Here is a 19,502-nt window from a genome sequence, read left to right as displayed (position 1 = left end):
CTCCTGAATGCGTCGCTTGCACGCTATTGAGACAGTTGTTCCTTGATGACGGCTGGCTGTACCAGCTCGCCGGTATCGTTGCCCCAGGCATTGCGCTCATAGGTGATGACAGCCGCAAGCTCGACCGGACTGAGCACATCGGCGAAGGCCGCCATGGGCGTGCCTGCCTTGCCGTTCACCACGATATCGATGTGCGCCTGCATGTCCTGCGTGACGATGGCACTCCCCACCAATGAGGGGAATGCCGGGGGCATGCCCTGGCCATCCGGCTGGTGGCAGGCGGAGCAGATGGTGGCGTAGGTCTTCTCGCCCTTCTCCATCAACTCCTCGAGACTCCAGTCGCGTCCGGCATCATTGCGTGACGCTTCGGCCTCGGCCTTGCGTGCGATCAGCCACTCGTCGAATTCGGCCTCCGGCAGCGCCTCGACCACCACCGGCATGAAACCGTGGTCCTTGCCGCACAGCTCGGTGCATTGGCCGCGATAGGTGCCGGGTGTCTCGATGCGGGTCCAGGCCTCGTTGATGAAGCCGGGGATGGCGTCCTTCTTGACGCCGAAGTCCGGCACCCACCAGGAGTGGATGACATCGGAGGACGTCGTCAGGAAGCGCACCTTGCGATTGATGGGCAGCACCAGCGGATTGTCGACTTCCAGCAGGTAATGCTCGCCCTTGGCGGCGGTGTTGTTGATCTGCTCGCGGGGGGTCGCGAGACTTGAGGTGAAGGCGACATCCTCGCCCAGATACTCATATTGCCAGCGCCATTGGTGCCCGGTGATCTTCACGTCAAGCGCCGATTCGGAGGCGTCGTACATGTCCTTGAGGGTGGCGGTGGCGGGGACTGCCATCACCACCAGGATCAGCAACGGGATGGCGGTCCATAGAATCTCGATGCGGGTGTTCTCGTGGAAGCTGGCCGCGACCGCACCACGTGACTTGCGATGCTTGACCATCGCGTACCCCATCACACCGAACACCACGATCCCGATGACCACACAGATCCAGAAGATGATCATGTGCAGGGAGTGGATCTCGCGACTGACGGCCGTGACGCCGACCGGCATGTTGTATTCGACTCCCCATGCCGCGGGAACGAGCCCCATCAGTGACACCGCCGTCAACGGGCGCCACGAGCGCCGCCACCGGAGTGCGGTGACACGGGAAAGGCATTCCGCGATCCACGACATCGGCGCCTCCTTGTCATTGTTATCGAGAGCCTCATCCGGATGACGGCAATGAGCGACTCCCTGTGCTCCGACTTGCTTGGAGTATAGAAGAGCTGGGCGGAACACAAGGTCGCGTGGATCAACCCACTGATACTCCTTGGTCGCAAGGCGAGGAAGTGCAACAACGGCTACGCGGTTCCACCAGACAAGCGCCGGCAGGGCCCCGGGCGACTTCCGCGATGTCTCCACGCACCGCGTGCATTCCACCTGCTTACCTGCGCTTGCAGACAGGGGCCACGTCGGGTCAGCCCGGGGCGACTAATGGCGAAGTTATATGCGCAAATATAGATGTTAGCGTCACGCCGATTACACGCCATGCATTGCCGTCGCCCCACTCACACGCCTACTGGAACGCCTCATGAACGCCATCTGGCTCGCCCTGTTCGGCTGTCTCGCCTTTGCCATCGGTTATCGCTTCTACTCGCGCTTTCTGGCGGAACGCATCTTCCGTCTCGACCCCGATTACGTGACTCCCGCCCATGCGCTGCGCGATGACACCGACTACCTGCCGACCAATCGCTGGATACTCTGGGGCCACCACTTCACCTCGGTCGCCGGTGCAGCGCCCATCGTCGGGCCGGCGATCGCCGTCTACTGGGGTTGGCTGCCGGCGGTGCTGTGGGTCGTGCTGGGCAGCCTGTTTGCCGCGGGAGTCCATGACTTCGGTACCTTGACGCTATCGGCGCGTCACCGAGGCCAGTCCATCGGCACGCTGGCGGACAAGCTGATCGGCAAGCGCGCCAAGCTGTTGTTCCTGTTCATCATCCTGATTCTGGTGCTGATGCTGAACGCGGTGTTCGCCTGGGTGATCGCCAACCTGTTCATCAACTTCCCGGCCAGCGTGCTGTCGGTGCTCATCCAGATTCCGCTGGCGGTCTGGATCGGCCATCGTGTCTATCGGCGTGGCGGCAAGATGCTGTTGCCCTCGATACTGGCGCTGCTGGTGATGTATGCCGCTGCCCTGCTGGCCGGCCAGTACGAATTCTTGCAGATTGATCTGGCCGGCACCTTCACCGCCATGGCAGGCGGCGAGGATGGCACCTTGCTGTTCGGCCTCTCACCGATCTCCAGTGCCTTCCTGGTGTGGATCGTCGTGCTGATGGCCTATGTCTACATCGCCTCGGTGCTGCCGGTGTGGAAGCTGCTGCAACCGCGCGACACCATCAATTCCCATCAGCTGGTGGTCGGGCTGGTGCTGCTGTATCTGGGGCTCGCCGTGGGCGGCCCACATCTGACGGCGCCGGCCTACAACACCGAAGCCGAGATGTCCTTCTATCCGCTGCTGTTCATCACCATCGCCTGCGGCGCGATCTCGGGCTTCCATGGACTGGTCGCCTCGGGGACCACCTCCAAGCAGCTTGCCCATGAGCCGGATGCACGCATGATCGGCTACACCGGCGCACTGGGCGAAGGCATGCTGGCGCTGATTTCCATCATCGCGGTAGCGACCCTCTTCGGGACCCAGGCCGATTTCACCGCCACCTATTCAAGCTTCGCCGCCGCCGGTGCCAACGGGCTCTCCAGCTTCGTGGAGGGTGCAGGACAGCTGATCTCGCACCTTGGCCTGCCGGCCAGCATCGGCAGTACCCTGGTGGCGGTCATCGTGGTGAGTTTCGCGGCCACCACACTGGATTCCGCGGTACGTCTGATGCGCTACATCATCGCGGAGCTGGGCAGCGAGTACGGCATGCCGGCACTCAGCCACAAGCACGTCGCGACCAGCATCGCGGTCATCTCCAGCGCCGCGCTGGTCATCCTGCCGCAGGGGCCCAAGGGCTTCGGTTCCGGCGGCTATCTGCTGTGGCCGCTGTTCGGGACCAGCAACCAGCTGCTGGCAGGGATCTCGCTGATGCTGATCTCGGTCTGGCTCAAGCGTCAGGGACGCCCGGTGATCTACACCCTGGCTCCGATGGTCTTCCTGATGATCATGACCCTGTGGGCGATGGTGCAGCAGGTAGTCCTGGACTGGTCCGGCATGGGCAGCAACGACCCGCAATGGCTGCTGTTCACCTTCGGCAGCCTGATCATGGTATTCGCGCTGTGGATTCTGCTGGAGGCCAGCCGCAGCCTGAAGGCACCCGCCCAGGTGAGCGCCCATGAGAGCTGATGACGACTCCCGCGTGGCGCGCTCGCCACGACAACCCGGAATGATGAAGCGCCTGCTGACAGGTGCCGCAGGGCTGCGGGATGGCTGGGAGGCCATGCTGCGCGTCAATCAGCAGCGTGACCTGGCGCAGCTCGCCCGCGAGGAGGAAGACATCTTCATGATGATGAGCTTCGCCGAGCTGATGGGCATCCCCAATCCGGCACCCGCCGTCTCACTGGAGATGCTGCCGCTGATGCTGGAGCGCATGCACGACTGGCACCTGCGCCAGGGGCTTGAGCATTCACCGCTGGAAGGGATCAAATGCTGCTGAACTGGCTCAGGCGGCGTCGCCGACAGGATGGGACTCGACGCACGCATGCAGCCGAAGGCCGCTCCGACCTCGGCAGGGTGCGTGATACGCAAGAGGAAGGCGCCGCCCCCCGCCCCGAGATCTGGTTCTTCGGTGGCAAGGGCGGTGTCGGCAAGACCAGCTGCGCGGCGGCGCAGGCATTGGCGCTGGCAGAGAAAGGCGAGCCGACACTGCTGGTGTCGACGGACCCGGCGCACAATCTGGGCGATCTGTTCGGAGATCTGGGAGGCAGACCGCGCGCCATCGCGGCCTGCCTGGATGTGATGGAGCTGGACCCCGAACAGGAGTGCGAGCGCTATCTCGAGGAGGTACGCCAACGCATCTCGCCACTGGTCAGCGGAGAGCGCAGCGCCACGGTGATGCGCCAGCTGGCACTCGCACGCCATGCACCGGGCACCAGTGAAGCGGCGCTCTTCGATGCGCTGGTCGAGATCATCCTTACCCCGCCTGCCCCACTGACACCGGACAGCTCATCGTATCGACACATCCTGTTCGATACGGCTCCCAGCGGGCACACCATCCGACTGCTGAGCTTGCCGGAGGTGCTGGGCGGCTGGCTGGAAGGCATGCTGGGCCAGCGCCGGCGAGCCGTCGCGGAGCGCAGCCTGTGGCTGGACAGCCAGCAGACAGCCACCGCCAGCGAGACCGGATCTTCTGCCCCCGAAGACCCGATCAGCGAAGCGCTGGAGCAACGTCGTACCCGCTACAAAGCGCTGCGTCGGTGCCTGACGGATGCCAGCCGGGCGCGCGTCATCCTGGTCAGTACGCCAGAGAAGCTGCCCTGTCTGGAGACGCTCCGTACGCGCGAGGCACTGGAAAGCCATGGGCTCTGCGTCGGCGGCCTGATCATCAATCAATGCCTGCCGGATGCCCCGTCAGAGGTGTCGGGCGCAAGCTCGCCCTCCTCCGGGGAAGCACAGGCCGACTGGATCACGAGCTGGCGTGAGCAGCAGTACCAGTGGGCGGCCAGACTGGAGGACGCCTTCGCTGATCGCCCCTGCCTGCGCCTGTCACGTCAGTCACGCCTGCCGGAAGACAGGGAGAGCCTCGGTCCCCTGATCACGGCACTCTCGTCGTTCCGCCCGTGGTCTCACAACTCCTCATCGACACCTTCCTGGCACTGCCTCCCTGAATGAGATGCTCGATCACCGCGCCACGCCCTTCGGGCAAAATTTCTTCCCGGTGCGCAGTGGTTCAGCATTCATACACCTCTATCTGCTAACTTATGCACCATTGACGCATAGGATGGGCTGTCACCGCCTCATGTCTCACGAAGCTAGAGTGGGGCAATGCATGAGAACGATCCACATGATGGCAAGAGAAAGGTATTGCCAGGATCATGCAAGCCTGAACATAAGGTGCTGATCACCTGGCAACAATCTGTTGCAGCACGATGCGCAATAACTGCACAAAACAACCATACAGCCACCTCGCCATTCCGATAGAATAGCTGGCTAAATATTTTTCTCATCATGACACCATTGCCTTGGCGTGCCGCACCCGCGGCGGGCCAGGGTGTGACGATTGAAACGCACCTCAGCCCCTGAACTTCGTAAAGGACGCTCCATGGCCCCGACTTCCCTCCGTCTACCCCGCCTGCAGAGACAACCCTTGGCCGTCAATGCCCGCCGCCTTGGCTTGCTTCCGGCAAGCCTGCTGCTGATCGGTGCCCTGTTGGCCGGTTGTAGCGGCGACAAGGAAGAGGCTGCCCAAGGCCCCTCCGCAGGTGCAAGCCAGGCCGCTCAGGTCGATGTCATTACCGTCACCACGCAGGATGTGCCTATCACCACCGAGCTGCCGGGCCGCACGCGCGCCTATCAGATCGCTGAAGTACGTCCGCAGGTGGGAGGCATCATCGAATCGCGTGACTTCACCGAAGGCAGTGACGTCAAGGAGGGGCAGGCGCTTTATCACATTGATTCACGCACCTATCGCGCCGATGTCGAGAGCGCCAAGGCGAGTCTGGCGCGTGCCGAGGCGAGCCTCAACACCTCCAGCCTCAAGGCCAAGCGCTTCAAGAACCTCGTGGCACGCAAGATGGTCAGCCAACAGGATTATGATGATGCCGTGGCGACCGTCGGCGAGGATCGCGCCGATGTCGCCTCTGCCAAGGCTGCCCTAACCAGCGCCCAGATCAATCTGGATTACAGCGTGGTGAAGGCCCCCATCAGCGGTCGTATCGGCAAGTCGAGCGTCACCAAGGGCGCATTGGTCACGGCAAGCCAGGACACCAGCCTGGCAACGGTCCAGCGGCTCGACCCCATCTATGTTGACGTGACCCAGTCCGCTACCGAAGTTCTGCGCCTCAAGCGTGAATTGGCCGAGAATCGCGATGCCGCCGCAGCACCGGCTCAAGCATCGGTGGAACTGGTAATGGAAGATGGCAGCGTATACGGCACTCAGGGCAAGTTGCAGTTTGCGGATATCACCGTCGATGAAGGTACCGGCATGGTCACGCTGCGCGCTCTGTTCCCCAACGAGGACGAGCTGTTGTTGCCCGGCATGTTCGTGCGCGCCCGCCTGACGGAGACGGTGGCCAGGGATGCCATTCTGGTTCCGCAGAAAGCCGTGAGTCGTGACAGCAAAGGCAATGCGAGCGTGATGACGGTCAATGCTGACAACAAGGTCGAAGCCAAGCAGGTAGTGATCGGTCAGGCCATCGACAATCAGTGGCTGGTGACCAATGGCCTCGACAACAATGACAAGGTCATTGTCAGCGGACTGCAGAAGATCAAGCCGGGTGCCACGGTCGAGATCGCTGCCAACGAGACGAGCACTGACCAGAATGGCTCGGCTCAGTCCGAGACTGCGGTCAGCGACTCCTCGGAAAGTGAACCGGCCGGGACTGGCAATCGCCAGTAAGCCTGCCGCCTCTTTTCGCGCCACTGTCGCCAGTCACTGAGCTATGCGTATCACGCCTGACTGGCGGCACGTCCCGAACGACGTTCCAGGAGCCTCAAACGTCATGGTCAGATTCTTCATCGATCGCCCTATCTTCGCCTGGGTGCTCGCCATCATCGTGATGCTGGGGGGTATCTTCAGTATCCTCAAGCTGCCGATCGAGCAATATCCCTCGCTGGCCCCGACCAGCATTACCATTCAGGCCACCTACTCCGGCGCTTCAGCCCAGACGGTAGAAGATACGGTGACTCAGGTCATCGAGCAGCAGATGAACGGCATCGACAATCTGCTGTACATGAGTTCGAGTTCAGACTCCCAGGGCAATGCCAGCATCGAGCTGAGCTTTGACACTGGCACCGATCCCGACATCGCTCAGGTGCAGGTGCAGAACAAGCTGCAGCTGGCTACCCCGCGCCTGCCGCAATCCGTCCAGAACCAGGGTGTCTCGGTCACCAAATCGTCCGGTAGCTTTCTGATGGTGGCAGCTTTCGTCTCTGACGATGGCAGCATGACCAAACAGCAATTGACCGACTATGTCGCCTCCGATATTCAGGACGAGGTAGCTCGCGTTCAGGGCGTGGGCGAAACTCAACTGTTCGGCGCACCGGGGGCCATGCGCGTCTGGCTTGACCCGCAGAAGCTCAACAACTTCAAGCTGACCACCAGCGATGTCACCACGGCCATCAGCACGCAGAACAACCAGATCGCCTCGGGCCAGCTTGGCAACCTGCCGGCGGTGAAGGGTCAGCAGCTCAACGCTACCATCGTGGCTCAGACACTCTTCGAGACACCGGAACAGTTCGGCAACATTCTGCTCAAGACACAGGAAGATGGCTCTCAGGTCTATCTGCGCGATGTCGGCCGTGTCGAGAAAGGGGCGGAAAGCTACAGCACCGTCAGCCGCTACAATGGCAAGCCTGCTGCAGGGCTGGGCATCAAGCTCGCCTCGGGTGCCAACGCACTGGACACCGTACAAGCCGTCAAGGATCGTCTCGGTGAGCTGTCCGACTACTTCCCCCCGGGCATGAGCTTCAAGGTACCTTACGACACCTCGCCCTTCGTCAAGATTTCCATTGAAGAAGTGGTGATGACGCTGCTGGAAGCCGTGGCGCTGGTCTTCCTGGTAATGCTTCTGTTCCTGCAGAACTTCCGTGCCACGCTTATCCCCACCATCGCTGTCCCGGTCGTTCTGCTGGGCACCTTCGGGGTGCTGGAAGTGATGGGCTTCTCCATCAATACCCTGACGATGTTCGCCATGGTGTTGGCGATTGGGCTGCTGGTCGACGATGCGATCGTGGTGGTGGAGAACGTCGAGCGCGTGATGCATGAGGAAAAGCTCTCGCCGCTCGAGGCGACGCGCAAGTCAATGGGACAGATCACCGGCGCTCTGGTCGGCATCGGTCTCGTGCTGTCTTCCGTGTTCATCCCGATGGCCTTCTTCCCCGGCACCACAGGGGCAATCTTCCGTCAATTCTCGGTGACCATCGTCTCGGCCATGACGTTGTCCGTGCTGGTGGCGTTGATCCTGACACCGGCCCTGTGCGCCACGTTGCTGAAGCCGACCAAGGAGAAGACCACCGGCTTCTTCGGGCTGTTCAACCGGGTCTTCGACCGCTCCAACGCGCGCTACCAGAAAGGCGTCAGTGGCATGCTCAAGCGCACTGGCCGTTCCATGCTGGTCTACGCCTTGATCGTGGTCGGCTGCGGGGTACTGTTCACTCGCATCTCCACGGGCTTCCTGCCCGATGAAGACCAGGGCTATCTGTTCAATCAGGTCATCCTGCCGGTGGGCTCCACTCAGGAACAGACGCTCGAGACGCTGGAAAAGGTCGAGCATCACTTCCTCGTCGATCAGGAAGATGCCGTTCAGGAAATGTTCGACGTCGCCGGCTTCAGTTTCGCTGGCCGAGGCCAGAACATGGGCCTGGCGTTCATCAACCTCAAACCCTGGGATGAACGTACTCGTGACTCCTTCAGCGTGGTCGGACAAGCTCAGAGCTACTTCAACACCTTGAAGGAAGCCGTGGTCTTCGCCATCAACCCGCCACCGATCATGGAACTGGGCAACGCCAGCGGTTTCGACATGATGCTGGTGGACCGAGGTGGTATCGGCCATGAAGCGCTGACCAATGCACGCAATCAACTGCTGGGAATGGCAGCTCAGAATCCAGCAGTGACCGGCCTGCGTCCCAATGGTCTGGAGGACAGCCCGCAGTTCACGCTCAACATCGACGAGCTCAAGGCGACAGCGATGGGCGTCTCGTTGTCAGAGGTCTACTCGACTCTCTCCACGGCGTGGGGCTCGAGCTATGTCAATGACTTCCTCGACAACGGCCGCACCAAGAAGGTCTACGTGCAGGCAGAAGCCAGCGCACGCATGCAGCCGGAAGATCTCAAGAAGTGGTACGTCCGCAACACCTCTGGTGAGATGGTGCCACTGAACGCCTTCATCCACGGTGAGTGGACCTATGGGTCTCCGCAGCTGGAACGCTACAATGGCGTCTCCTCGATGGAACTGTTGGGTCAGGCGGCACCGGGTTACTCCACCGGTCAGGCCATGCAGGCCATGGAAGACATGGTCGGCCAGCTCGATAATGGCGTCGCGCTGGAATGGACGGGCATTTCACTGCAGGAATCCCAGAGTGGCGGCATGGCTCCTTATCTGTATGCCATCTCGCTGGTCTTCGTCTTCCTGTGTCTGGCCGCGCTCTACGAGAGCTGGAGCATTCCGTTCTCCGTCATGCTGGTCGTCCCGCTGGGGGTCCTCGGCGCCCTGCTCGCCACCTGGCTGCGTGGCTTGGACAATGACGTCTACTTCCAGGTCGGCCTGGTGACCACCATCGGGCTCTCGGCGAAGAATGCGATCCTGATCGTCGAATTCGCCAAGGACCTCGAGGTCCAGGGCCGCTCACTGATCGACGCCACCATGGAAGCGGTACGCATGCGTCTGCGCCCGATCCTGATGACCTCCATGGCCTTCACCCTGGGGGCCGTGCCACTGGCCATCTCGACCGGTGCCGGTGCGGCCAGCCGTCATGCCATCGGCAACGGCGTGATCGGCGGGATGATCTCGGCCACGGTACTGGCGATCTTCCTGGTGCCGGTCTGCTATGTGGTGGTTCGCCGCGTGTTCGGGGAGCCGAAAGAGCTCAAGCGGGCCCATGAAGCCGCAAGCCAGGAAGACGATCTTGTCTGAGCATTGATCGCACGCTTCCTCATTGCCGTCACCTCGCGTGATGGCCCTGCACGCCGCCCTCTCCGGGCGGCGTGTCGGTTCATGCGTCCGGTGGATCGATGACGGCACGGGTGCCCGTGATGTCTCGTGAGCGATGCTTCGCATTGGCGGGCATTGAGTGCGAGGCGAGTTTTGCGGCATCATGCAGGTATCGAACAGTGTTTGCCTGCCGCCGGGGCAGGCGCCAGTCACCCGGACTTCGCCCTCGTCATTCTCGCCACTCGCCTTCATCCGGCATGGCGCCAACGCGCCCCTTCATTCAGGAGAGACATGCCTCGTCCTCTAGCTGCCTTGCGTCGTCTTGCGCGCCATACCCTGGAAAGACGTGACCCGCCGACACTGTTCGCGCCTGTCACGCGCAGCGTCTCACGGCGGCGACTTCGCGCATGCGAATGCTGTGACCTGGTCGTGGCCCTTCCGGCGCTCAAGACCGGCGAGCGGGCGCGCTGCCCACGCTGTGATCATCTCTTCGCCCAACGCCACGCCCATTCCGTCCAGCGCACCCTGGCACTGGCGACGGCGTGCCTGGTGATGCTGGGGCTGACGCTGCCCTTCGAGTTCATCGCCTTTGCCACCCGCGGCATCTCCGCCAGCCTCAGTCTGGTGGACACGCCAGCGGCGCTGACGGCAGAGTCGTATCCTTCGCTGGCGGTGCTGCTGATTCTGACCATCGTGCTGCTGCCGGCGCTCTACCTGATCGGGGTGATCTACACCCACACGGCCATCGGCCTGAAGGTGGCGTTGCCCGGCATTCGCGGCATTGCCAGAACGCTCAGCCATCTGCGCCCCTGGATGATGGCCGATGTCTTCCTTGTGGGCGTGATGGTGAGTCTGGTCAAGATCGCCGGCATGGCCGATATCAGCTTCGGCCCGTCGTTCTGGGCCTTCTGTGCCTTCGCCCTGCTGATGACCAAGACCCTGGCCAGCATCGACGGTGATCGCATGTGGTTCGCTCTGGCGGGCGAGCCGCCGGCCCCGGAGACAGCCAGACCGGGGCTGGGGGCCGCGCTGCAGGGGCTGGGCAGCTGTCACAGCTGCGGGTTGATCAATGAATGCACGCAGGACCAGCACGTCAACTGCCGGCGCTGCGGCGACCCGGTCCATCAGCGCAAGACACATAGTCTGCAACGTACCTGGGCGTGGTTGATCGCGGCGCTGATACTGTATCTGCCGGCCAACCTCTTCCCGATCATGAGTACCGTGAGTCTGGGCGAGAGCGACCCGCAGACCATCGCCGGCGGTATCGTGGTGCTGTGGTCCCACGGAGACTGGCCCATCGCGATGGTCATCTTCATTGCCAGCATCCTGGTGCCGGCCTCCAAGATGATCGCCATCGCCTGGCTGTGTCTCAGTGCGCAACGCCCGCAGGTCCAGCATGCCCGCGCGCGCGTCACGCTCTATCGCATCACCGAGTACATCGGCCGCTGGTCGATGGTCGACGTCTTCGTGGTGGCGCTGCTGGCGGCATTGATCCAGCTGGGCGCCCTGATGTCCGTGCACCCGGGGCCGGCAGCGCTGTCCTTTGCCAGCGTGGTGGTGCTCACGATGCTGTCCGCCCAGAGCTTTGATCCACGTCTTGTCTGGGATACGCCACAGGAGGCGCGAGTCGCGACCAGCGGCCTTCTCCAGGCAAGCAAGGAACGTGAGGTCTCCCCCGCTTCCTCCCCTATCGATTCACCGTCACAGGATGACCTATGAGTGATGACTCTCGTGCGCGTCGTGAAAGCCGACGCCGTCTTTCGCCGATCTGGATCGTCCCGATCGTGGCATTGCTGATCGGTGCCTGGATGGTGTGGCACAACATCGCCAGCCGTGGCCCGCAGATCACCATCGAGATGGAGACGGCAGAAGGTATCGAGGCCGGCAAGACCTTGATCAAGACCCGTAACGTCGAGGTCGGCAAGGTCGAATCCGTACGCCTGTCGGACAACCTCGACAAGACCATCGTCACGGCACGCATGTCCAAGGACAGCGAGCGCATGCTCAATGAGGACACGCGTCTGTGGGTGGTCAAGCCGCGTATCGGACGCGAAGGCATCAGTGGTCTGAATACCGTGCTGTCAGGCGCCTACATCCAGCTGCAGCCCGGCGACAGTCGCGAGGAAGCCGACCACTTCGTGGCGCTGGAGCAACCTCCGGTCACGACCCAGGACGCCAAGGGGCTGCGCATCGACCTGACCAGCAATGATGGCAGCGTGCTGTCCGATGGCGACCCCGTGACCTACGAGGGCTTCGTCGTGGGGCGCGTGGAATCCAGCGAGTTCCGCCCCAGCGAGAAGGAAATGCATTACACCCTGTACATCGACTCGCCCTACAACGAGCTGGTGACCTCGACCACGCGCTTCTGGTCCACCAGCGGGGTCAGCCTGCGCCTGGACTCCCAGGGCTTGCAGGTCGATGTCGGATCACTGGAAAGCGTACTGAGCGGTGGCGTCGCCTTCGGCATCCCCGAGGACCTGCCGCGTGGCCGTCCGGTGGTGGAGAACACCTCCTTCACCCTGTATTCCGATCAGGAAGAGGCCCGTGAAGGCAGCTTCCATCAGGCCATCGACTACGTGATCATGGTCGACGACACCGTGCGCGGCCTGTCGCGTGGCGCACCGGTGGAATTCCGCGGCGTGCGACTGGGCACGGTGGTCAGCGTGCCCTACCGCCTGACCCATCAGCGGGTACGCACGCTCTCCAGCTTCGAGATTCCCGTGCTGATTCGCATCGAACCGGAACGCCTCGAGGGTCAGGTCGATGATGAAGGCGTCAAGCAGTGGGAGAAGCGACTGGAGCGACTGTTCAAGCGTGGTCTGCGCGCGACGCTCAAGTCCGGCAACCTGCTGACCGGTGCCTTGTTCGTCGACCTGGACTTCTATGACAATCCACCGCCGTACAAGACCGATACCTTCGATGACATCGAGGTCATGCCCAGCGTGTCAGGCGGCCTCGCGCAGATGGAAGCCAAGCTCAATGCGCTGCTCGACAAGCTCAATGGCCTGGACATCGAGCCGGTGCTGGGCAATCTCAACAAGACCCTGTCGGCCTCCGAGAGCCTGGTGAAGCGTCTCGACAAGACCGCCGGCCATGTCGATGCCCTGTTGGGTTCCGATGAGGTGCAGAAGCTGCCGAGCGACATCAGCACCAGTATCGACAACCTCAATCGCACCCTGGATGGCCTGACACCGGAGTCTTCCGCCTATCGCAAGCTGGAGGGAGATCTCGAGCGCCTGGACCGCGTGCTCAAGAAGGCCGAGCCGCTGCTCGACACGCTGGAGAAGAATCCCTCAAGCCTGATCTTCGACAAACCGACGACCCGTGATCCGATTCCGAGGGCCCAATGATGACAACAGCCATGAGTCTCTCGACCCGCACGGCAGCCATGCCGCAAGCGTGCAGCGCGTCTGCCTCACCGCGCACTTCAACGTCGCGCAAGGGCCGCTTCGGCGGCCTGATGGCAGGTTTGCTGATGCTCGGCACACTGGCGGGTTGCACGACCGCCGCCACTGGTGGCGCTTACCTGCTGCCACAGACGACACAGACCGCTGCCCAGCGCAGCGTTGCCGCCGATGCACCCCTGCTGGAAGTGATGCCGGTGCAACTGGCCAGCTATCTGGAAGGCGGCAGTCTGGTCTATCAGACGGACGACATCACCCTGGTACAGGCCAGCCAGAACCTGTGGGCCGATGACCTGCAGGACATGCTGACCCGCCAGCTGCTGAACCAGCTGAAAGCCAGCCCCGCCCAGCCGCTGAGCCAGTACCGTATCGCGGATACCAGCCTGAGCGGATTGAAGGGTGCCCGCCTGAGCGTCAGCCTGGATCGCTTCATCGGCCGCCATGATGGCCAGTCCGTCATCACCGGTCGCTGGCGCCTGCGCGGCGTGGATGGCAGCGTGCTGGAGGAAGGCGACATCCAGACGCTGACTCCCCTGACGGATGACGGCTATCCGGCACTGGTCAACAGCCTGGGCGAAGGCTGGCGTGTGACCGGCGAGCAGTTGGCACGTGAGATCGCCAAGGCATTGCCCTCCACAGCGGATGCCAGCTGACGACCAGAGAACCTGACGGTCTGACAGACTGACTAAACAGGGTACGGCTGGATGCCCAGAGAGCTGGATGTCCAGAAACCAGAAGACCCCCGACGGATTCCGTCGGGGGTCTTCTGGTCTGGCGACTATTGCGCAGAGCGATCGAGGGAAACGTTTGAGAGAACTCATCGAGCCGCGCCTGTCGACGCTCTTCGTCTCCGCCTGACCGCTCGGCTATCTGGCCTCAGCCCTGCTGTGGCAGTACCAGCTCACCGTCACGAATCTCGAAGCGCTTCACGTCCGGCTTGTCTTCAAGACGCACGGTGCGAGTCTCGTCGCCCATGTCGACCTTGACGTCATAACCCACCACCTTGTCGCTGGCATCCTGCACTGTCTCGCAGCGCTGCTCGGTCGTGGTGTAGGTATCGCCCTTCTTCATCTGTCCCTGGATCTGATTGCCGGCATAGCCGCCACCCACGGCACCCGCGGCGGTCAATACCTTCTTGCCGTTGCCACCGCCGAATTGATTGCCCACCACGCCTCCGACGATCGCACCGACGGCAGTGCCGACGACATTGTGGGTATCCTTGCTGGGCGCCTGATGGGTCACGGTCTCGTTGTGGCATACCTGACGCGGGGTGGTCACGGTTTCCGTCACCGCATCCACCGCCACGATATCGGCGTATTCAGGGCCTGAGTTGCTGGCCGTATAGCTGCCGATCGCCACTCCACCACCAATGCCCAGTGCAGCAACGATCGCGCCAATCAGGATGGACTTGTTCATGCGTGTTCTCCTCACCGAATAGTGTTGCAGCCTGGCTCGTCGGCCAGTCAGCCATGCCCCTGGATAACACTTGAGGGGCGTGCCGCTGCGTTCGGAGAGTAATCTAACACTGTTCGATAAACTCGGTAATGTGGCAACTTCACCACCCGGCTGTCTCAAGAAAGCAACAACCAGCCCGATAACGGCATATCGACGCTAGAAGATGCCTCTATTATGCAAATATTCTAAACAATTGAATATCCGGGGCCCGATTCGAATGACGCAAGCAGCCAGGCATGCTCGGCCTCCTTCCAGCAGGGATTCAGGTCGTCAGTCCCGCTGCGTCGCGGTGATGGAGACAGCCTCGTCATTGCAGAACTGGACACGAACATCTCCCCACCAGCTGAGCAGGCGGCATGACTGGTTGTCGGCGATGGTCTCACTGACATCACTGGGCTTGCCCAGCAAGGACACCGCCTGAGACTCACTCATGCCTTCCACCAGATAGCCATCATCGATGGCCGAGCGAATCCGGTATTGGCGCTGACTCTCCTGACGGGCCGCCAGAGTCCGCTGCTTTTCGCGCTCGAGACGCTCCGCGGTGGCGTCTTCCTCCAGATCTGCCGGCCCGCCTTGCGCAGCGGGTACCACCGTCAGGGAGTCATCCAGCGCCACCGGCGCATCCCCTTGATGACAGGGCTGCTGCTGCCAGGTGGGGACACCGTCGAGCATGCAGCGATAGATGCTGTTGCCGGCCTTGGCAGCCGTTGGCAGGGCCGGCGCCACAGCTGGCGCGGCGGCACTGGCCTGGCCGGCATTCACATCACCGTCCTGCGTCGTTGCAGGAGCCGCCAGTGTCATCTCTGCCGTCAACAAGGCTGCGGTCACGAACAGGCACTGCCAGAGACGCCCCGCGCGTCCACCACTCGTATCGATCATCAATCTCAATCTCCGGAATACGCAGAAAGGGTCTTGCCACCGGGCTGCCCGGGCACGGCCATGGAAGTGGCGCGACCGTCATCGGGAGCGGTGCGATTCAAGGACGTTTGTAGCCATAGCATCCAGTCCCGGCGACATGGGAGCTACCTTCGCCGTGAGTGTCCTGCTGTCGCGTCTCGCGCTGGGAGCCCTCCACACAGAGACGCATCTCTGACGAGGATGACGCAGGACTCGGCATCGGGGCGGTGGCTTGTGCTGTCGCCGGGATATCGGCCGCGTCGGTCTGGCTGCGGGGTTCATCCAGCATGTCCCAGGCCGTCACCACCCGATTGCGACCGGTACGCTTGGCGCGATACATCGCCTGGTCCGCACGACGGATCAGCTCCGGCAGCAAGGACTCGGCTGCCGTGGCCGGCCCTCCCTGGGCCACGCCGATACTGACCGTGACCCGCAGCAGCTTGCCATTGTTCAACACGAAGGCGCGTCCATTGATGGACTGCAGCAGCCGGTCGGCCGCGTGTCGCAACCCTTGGCGATCATTGCTGGGGCACAATGCCACGAACTCCTCGCCCCCCTGGCGACAGAGCAGATCACTGCCGCGCAGGTGATGACTCAGACGCCGTGTCAGCTCCACCAGCACATCGTCACCGCTGGCGTGCCCATGCGTGTCATTGATCGTCTTGAAGTGATCCACGTCGATCATCAACACCCCCAATCCGTCCTCCTGAAGCATGCGTGCGCCCTCCTCCCTGAGCGCAAGCCGCGAGAGGGCCCCCGTCAGCTGATCATGGCGCAACTCCCGCAGATAGCGCTTCTCGCGCCGCTCGGATTCCCACCCCATCTCGATGGCCACCAGGCCGATGAAGGTGACACAGATCACAAGATTGACGATGCTGGCCGTGGCCATGAACTCATAGGAGCCGATGTAGACAGGCCCCGGCAGGGATTGGGCGATCAGATAGAAGATCAGCAGGCCGCCACTGGTCAGGAGACGTGTGATCCGCGCCATCGGCGCGATGCAGATGAAGAAGATCGACAGGATGTGGTAGTACTCGAATCCCGCACCCACGCCGAACTGGTGTTCCCACCATGACGCCTTGAGCGATACCGGCACGACCAGCAGCAGCAACGCGGTCTGCAGGTGTCCCCTGCGATGCAGGATGATGGAAGCCACGGTGAGCAAGGTCCCGACCACCTGGGCGACGACGGGCTGCGGGTAGGGCTGCATGCTGAGCAGGGCGAAATAGCCGATGTGGCAACCCAGCGCACTGATGTAGCACCACATGAACAATTGATATAGCCCGGCATGCCGCTCAGCCAGCCCTCCTGGAGCCGGCCAACGCCACTTCACCCCAGCCAGACCGGTCCTCTCCCCGGCCCGACGGCGATCAGGTTTCGCCATGATTCCTTCCTCTTTGAACTGACACCTTCCATGTGTCCCGTGTGAGAATCTCATACCGTCTGAATGCTCCCAGTCTACCTCACGTTCGAGTGTGAAACGTGATGGCGACAGTCCATGCGCGTCATTCAAGGCATGCAGGAAAGGGGGCATAACGTGACATAACGTCGCCGTTTGACGCGGAAAAGGCATATGGACGTGCCAAGTCTTCGTTGTTGGCGTTTGTGCCAGGGGCCACATCTCGTAGAAGATTTCAGGCAAGAGTGTGAGTGAGGTGCCATCACCTGCAAATGGCAGCCTGATACTCCTGCATGACAGCCAGCCTGATCACGTCTCGCCGACAGGCGCCGCAATCCGATGCCGCCCACCTCAAATGCCATCCCTCTTCCGCACGATGTCCATCCCCCTTCCGCACGATGTCCATCCCCCTCGACATGACCTGGCCGCGCATCGAATGCGGCCCATTATCCGGTGAGGCTGCATGGCGCATCAACCACGGTGGATGCCACGGGGCCGCGCAATGCTCGACGCTCATGCGCGGCGACGCTTGCCTTGGCAGCGCCCTTCGGATTAGGGATGATGAGGGCCATCAGTGATACGCCTGACTGCCGGGCCGGAGCAACACGACCACAAGGTCCTGCCTCCCGCCACCATCCTTGTCCGTTTCCCCCGCCAGGGGGCAACGGCCTTCATGCAACAAGAGAGTATTCAATGGACGCGACCACTCTGACGCGCGATTTCCACCTGTGGCAGCGTTTCTCCAAGCAGGATCGTCTCGAGCGCGAACACCGTGCTGCCCGTCGCAAGATTGCCGAAGCCGGCACCATGGCGACCCGCATGATTCAGGCCTACCAGAGCATGGCGGCCAAGGGTGCCTCGGAAAATGCCTGCTACCGCACGATCTACAAGCACAAGGATGCCCAGGGGGATGTCCTGGTGCGCGAAGGTTGGCTGAAAGTCCGCCGTATCGTCGCCGAAGGCGGCACTACCCGTCTGCGTGGCACGCTGATCACCACCTTCAGTCTGGCAGATGGCGAGCGGGAGCCTGCCGATGCCGAGGTGGAGAAGCTGACGCTGGAGGTCTATGACGAGATCGTTGCCGGGACTCGCATGAAGCTCGCCTGCAAGGTCGATCGCTGCGATGGCGAGGGTCAGACGGACTTCATCACCTTCCTGGACTCGGTGCGCGGCGACTTGAAAGAGTGGCTGTGATGCCGTGAGCATGCTGGCATCAGGGCTCTGACATGAGGGCTTGGCATAAGGGCCCTGGCATAAGAGCCCTGGCATAAGAGCTCTGGCATAAGGACTTCGACATGAGGGCTCTGAAACGGAGCCGGCGGCGCATTGTTGCCAATCCGGAACAACAGCGGGGCCTGCTGACGCGGTGATGAGCTCACTGCCCTCTGCATGAACAAGGCACGACGTGATTCCTGATCCGGGAGGACGCCGTGCCTTGCCACATCCGGCTGTCATCCAGCACAGAATCTTTCACACCCCCCGCCCCATCCGGCTTTCTCGCTAGTCACTTCGCCTCTGTCCCATCCTGCCGGTCTGCTGCCAGACAGCGTCTTTCCGCGCGCCAGTCACACGCCCGCCTCTCGAGCGGGGCCTTGCATCAGTGGTTGCGACAACAGCAACAAGCCGTTACTCCCGGTGCAGGAAACTCCCTTGATCAGCGTGACTCTCATCTTGCAGACGCTCATCGTTCATCAAGTATCGGAGTCATTCCATGAATGCCATCGCCCCATCTGCCTATCACACCCTCGAAGTGAAACCGCTTGAACAGGTCACCACCTCACGCCTGCCTCTCCAGCCTCTGGGCGACATCAACATGGACAGCCCCGCCAGCGAACTGCTGACCGATTTCTCGGTGACCGCGGGTCGCAGCATCCAGGGGAGCGCCTCCATCGGTCAGGCGCTGGCGACCATGAAACAGGCAGGCGTGCGTCTTCTGCTGGTGCATGATCACGACGGCACCTTCACCGGCGTCGTCACCTCCCGCGAGCTGCAGGGCGGGCGCGTGGTGATGCGAGCCATGACACGCTTCGATGTGCAGCGTGATGAAGTCACCGTCGACATGGTGCAGGTGCCACGCGCCGAGCTGCATGGCATTGCCCTGTCAGTGCTCAAGCGCGCCAGGGTGGGCGATCTGGTCGAGACCCTGCGTCAGAGCGGAGAATCCCACCTGCTGGTCACGGAAGAGGACAGCGATGGCCACCCCTGCATCCGTGGTTTGATCGCGGCATCTCGTGTCGGGCAGGCCCTCGGGCTCCACCTTGAGCATCCCCCGGAAGCCCGCAGCTTTGCCGACATCTGCCGGGCGGTACTTGGCAAGTACGAGTGACATGAGCACTTGGCAAGTACGAGTGACATGAGCACTTGGCACCAGACGCCTCAGCCCTTGTCATCAAAGACGCCCATGAATCCAGCGACAGGTTGCATAGATCACTGCGCCAGGGCGCTGGATTCAGGAAATCCTCGACAGGACGGCGTATGATATAGTCGACAGATATCGCTTCAACGCCATCCAACCCGTCTGGCGACCCGCCACTGAAAAGAGGCCAGAAGCTG

At 62.2% G+C, this 19,502-nt stretch carries 14 protein-coding genes; 10 read left to right on the top strand and 4 right to left on the bottom strand.

From position 1 onward, the window contains the following. Window positions 1–23: 23 nt before the first annotated feature. Entirely contained in the window at window positions 24–1,184 is a 1,161-nt protein-coding gene (coxB, locus tag HXS65_RS01895) for a cytochrome c oxidase subunit II (RefSeq protein WP_373996112.1), read from the bottom strand. Window positions 1,185–1,581: 397 nt separating this feature from the next. On the opposite strand from coxB, the gene HXS65_RS01890 reads away from it, so the two are divergent. The 8 genes from HXS65_RS01890 to HXS65_RS01855 all read left to right on the top strand — a co-directional run bounded on the left by HXS65_RS01890 (window position 1,582) and on the right by HXS65_RS01855 (window position 13,851). After that, a complete protein-coding gene (locus HXS65_RS01890) occupies window positions 1,582–3,330 on the top strand; it encodes a carbon starvation protein A (protein WP_077372250.1) in 1,749 nt (582 codons plus the stop codon). After that, window positions 3,320–3,640 carry a cory-CC-star protein gene (locus HXS65_RS01885; RefSeq protein WP_218015032.1) on the top strand — a complete coding sequence of 107 codons (321 nt, stop codon included), beginning with the start codon at window positions 3,320–3,322 and terminating at the stop codon, window positions 3,638–3,640. Before HXS65_RS01890 ends, HXS65_RS01885 begins: the two co-directional genes overlap by 11 nt. Further along, the gene (locus HXS65_RS01880; RefSeq protein ID WP_176492973.1) at window positions 3,631–4,815 is read left to right on the top strand and encodes an ArsA family ATPase; all 1,185 of its coding nucleotides are present in this window, start codon (window positions 3,631–3,633) and stop codon (window positions 4,813–4,815) included. Before HXS65_RS01885 ends, HXS65_RS01880 begins: the two co-directional genes overlap by 10 nt. 430 nt (window positions 4,816–5,245) lie before the next feature. Beyond that, window positions 5,246–6,541 carry an efflux RND transporter periplasmic adaptor subunit gene (locus HXS65_RS01875; protein WP_176492972.1) on the top strand — a complete coding sequence of 432 codons (1,296 nt, stop codon included), beginning with the start codon at window positions 5,246–5,248 and terminating at the stop codon, window positions 6,539–6,541. 103 nt (window positions 6,542–6,644) lie between these two features. After that, window positions 6,645–9,776, top strand: coding sequence for an efflux RND transporter permease subunit (locus HXS65_RS01870; RefSeq protein ID WP_176492971.1), 3,132 nt, complete (start codon window positions 6,645–6,647; stop codon window positions 9,774–9,776). A 309-nt stretch (window positions 9,777–10,085) separates the two neighbouring features. Beyond that, window positions 10,086–11,513, top strand: a complete 1,428-nt coding sequence (locus HXS65_RS01865; protein WP_084209107.1) for a paraquat-inducible protein A — start codon at window positions 10,086–10,088, stop codon at window positions 11,511–11,513. Continuing rightward, a complete protein-coding gene (gene pqiB / locus HXS65_RS01860; RefSeq protein WP_176492970.1) occupies window positions 11,510–13,144 on the top strand; it encodes an intermembrane transport protein PqiB in 1,635 nt (544 codons plus the stop codon). The genes HXS65_RS01865 and pqiB overlap by 4 nt, the downstream gene beginning before the upstream one ends. An 11-nt stretch (window positions 13,145–13,155) precedes the next feature. Beyond that, window positions 13,156–13,851, top strand: coding sequence for a membrane integrity-associated transporter subunit PqiC (locus HXS65_RS01855; RefSeq protein ID WP_170877344.1), 696 nt, complete (start codon window positions 13,156–13,158; stop codon window positions 13,849–13,851). Between the two features lie 223 nt (window positions 13,852–14,074). On the opposite strand, the gene HXS65_RS01850 is transcribed toward HXS65_RS01855, so the two are convergent. The 3 genes from HXS65_RS01850 to HXS65_RS01840 form a co-directional block, all read right to left on the bottom strand. Continuing rightward, window positions 14,075–14,614: a glycine zipper 2TM domain-containing protein gene (locus HXS65_RS01850; protein WP_084209110.1), complete on the bottom strand. Its 540-nt coding sequence runs from the start codon at window positions 14,612–14,614 to the stop codon at window positions 14,075–14,077. Window positions 14,615–14,923: 309 nt separating this feature from the next. Then, window positions 14,924–15,532 carry a hypothetical protein gene (locus HXS65_RS01845; protein ID WP_176492969.1) on the bottom strand — a complete coding sequence of 203 codons (609 nt, stop codon included), beginning with the start codon at window positions 15,530–15,532 and terminating at the stop codon, window positions 14,924–14,926. Window positions 15,533–15,629: 97 nt separating this feature from the next. After that, complete coding sequence (locus tag HXS65_RS01840) at window positions 15,630–16,817, bottom strand: GGDEF domain-containing protein (RefSeq protein WP_176492968.1); 1,188 nt, start codon at window positions 16,815–16,817, stop codon at window positions 15,630–15,632. An 825-nt stretch (window positions 16,818–17,642) separates the two neighbouring features. Between HXS65_RS01840 and HXS65_RS01835 the strand changes: the two genes are divergently transcribed. Beyond that, window positions 17,643–18,143 (top strand): hypothetical protein, encoded by a 501-nt coding sequence (locus HXS65_RS01835; RefSeq protein WP_077372220.1) that lies wholly within the window; start codon window positions 17,643–17,645, stop codon window positions 18,141–18,143. A gap of 517 nt (window positions 18,144–18,660) precedes the next feature. After that, window positions 18,661–19,275: a CBS domain-containing protein gene (locus tag HXS65_RS01830; RefSeq protein ID WP_065392490.1), complete on the top strand. Its 615-nt coding sequence runs from the start codon at window positions 18,661–18,663 to the stop codon at window positions 19,273–19,275. Window positions 19,276–19,502 lie beyond the last annotated feature (227 nt).

The sequence above is a fragment of the Cobetia sp. 5-25-4-2 genome (genome assembly GCF_013374075.1).
In the GTDB taxonomy this organism is placed as follows: domain Bacteria; phylum Pseudomonadota; class Gammaproteobacteria; order Pseudomonadales; family Halomonadaceae; genus Cobetia; species Cobetia marina.
This window is presented reverse-complemented; position numbering and strand designations above follow the sequence as displayed.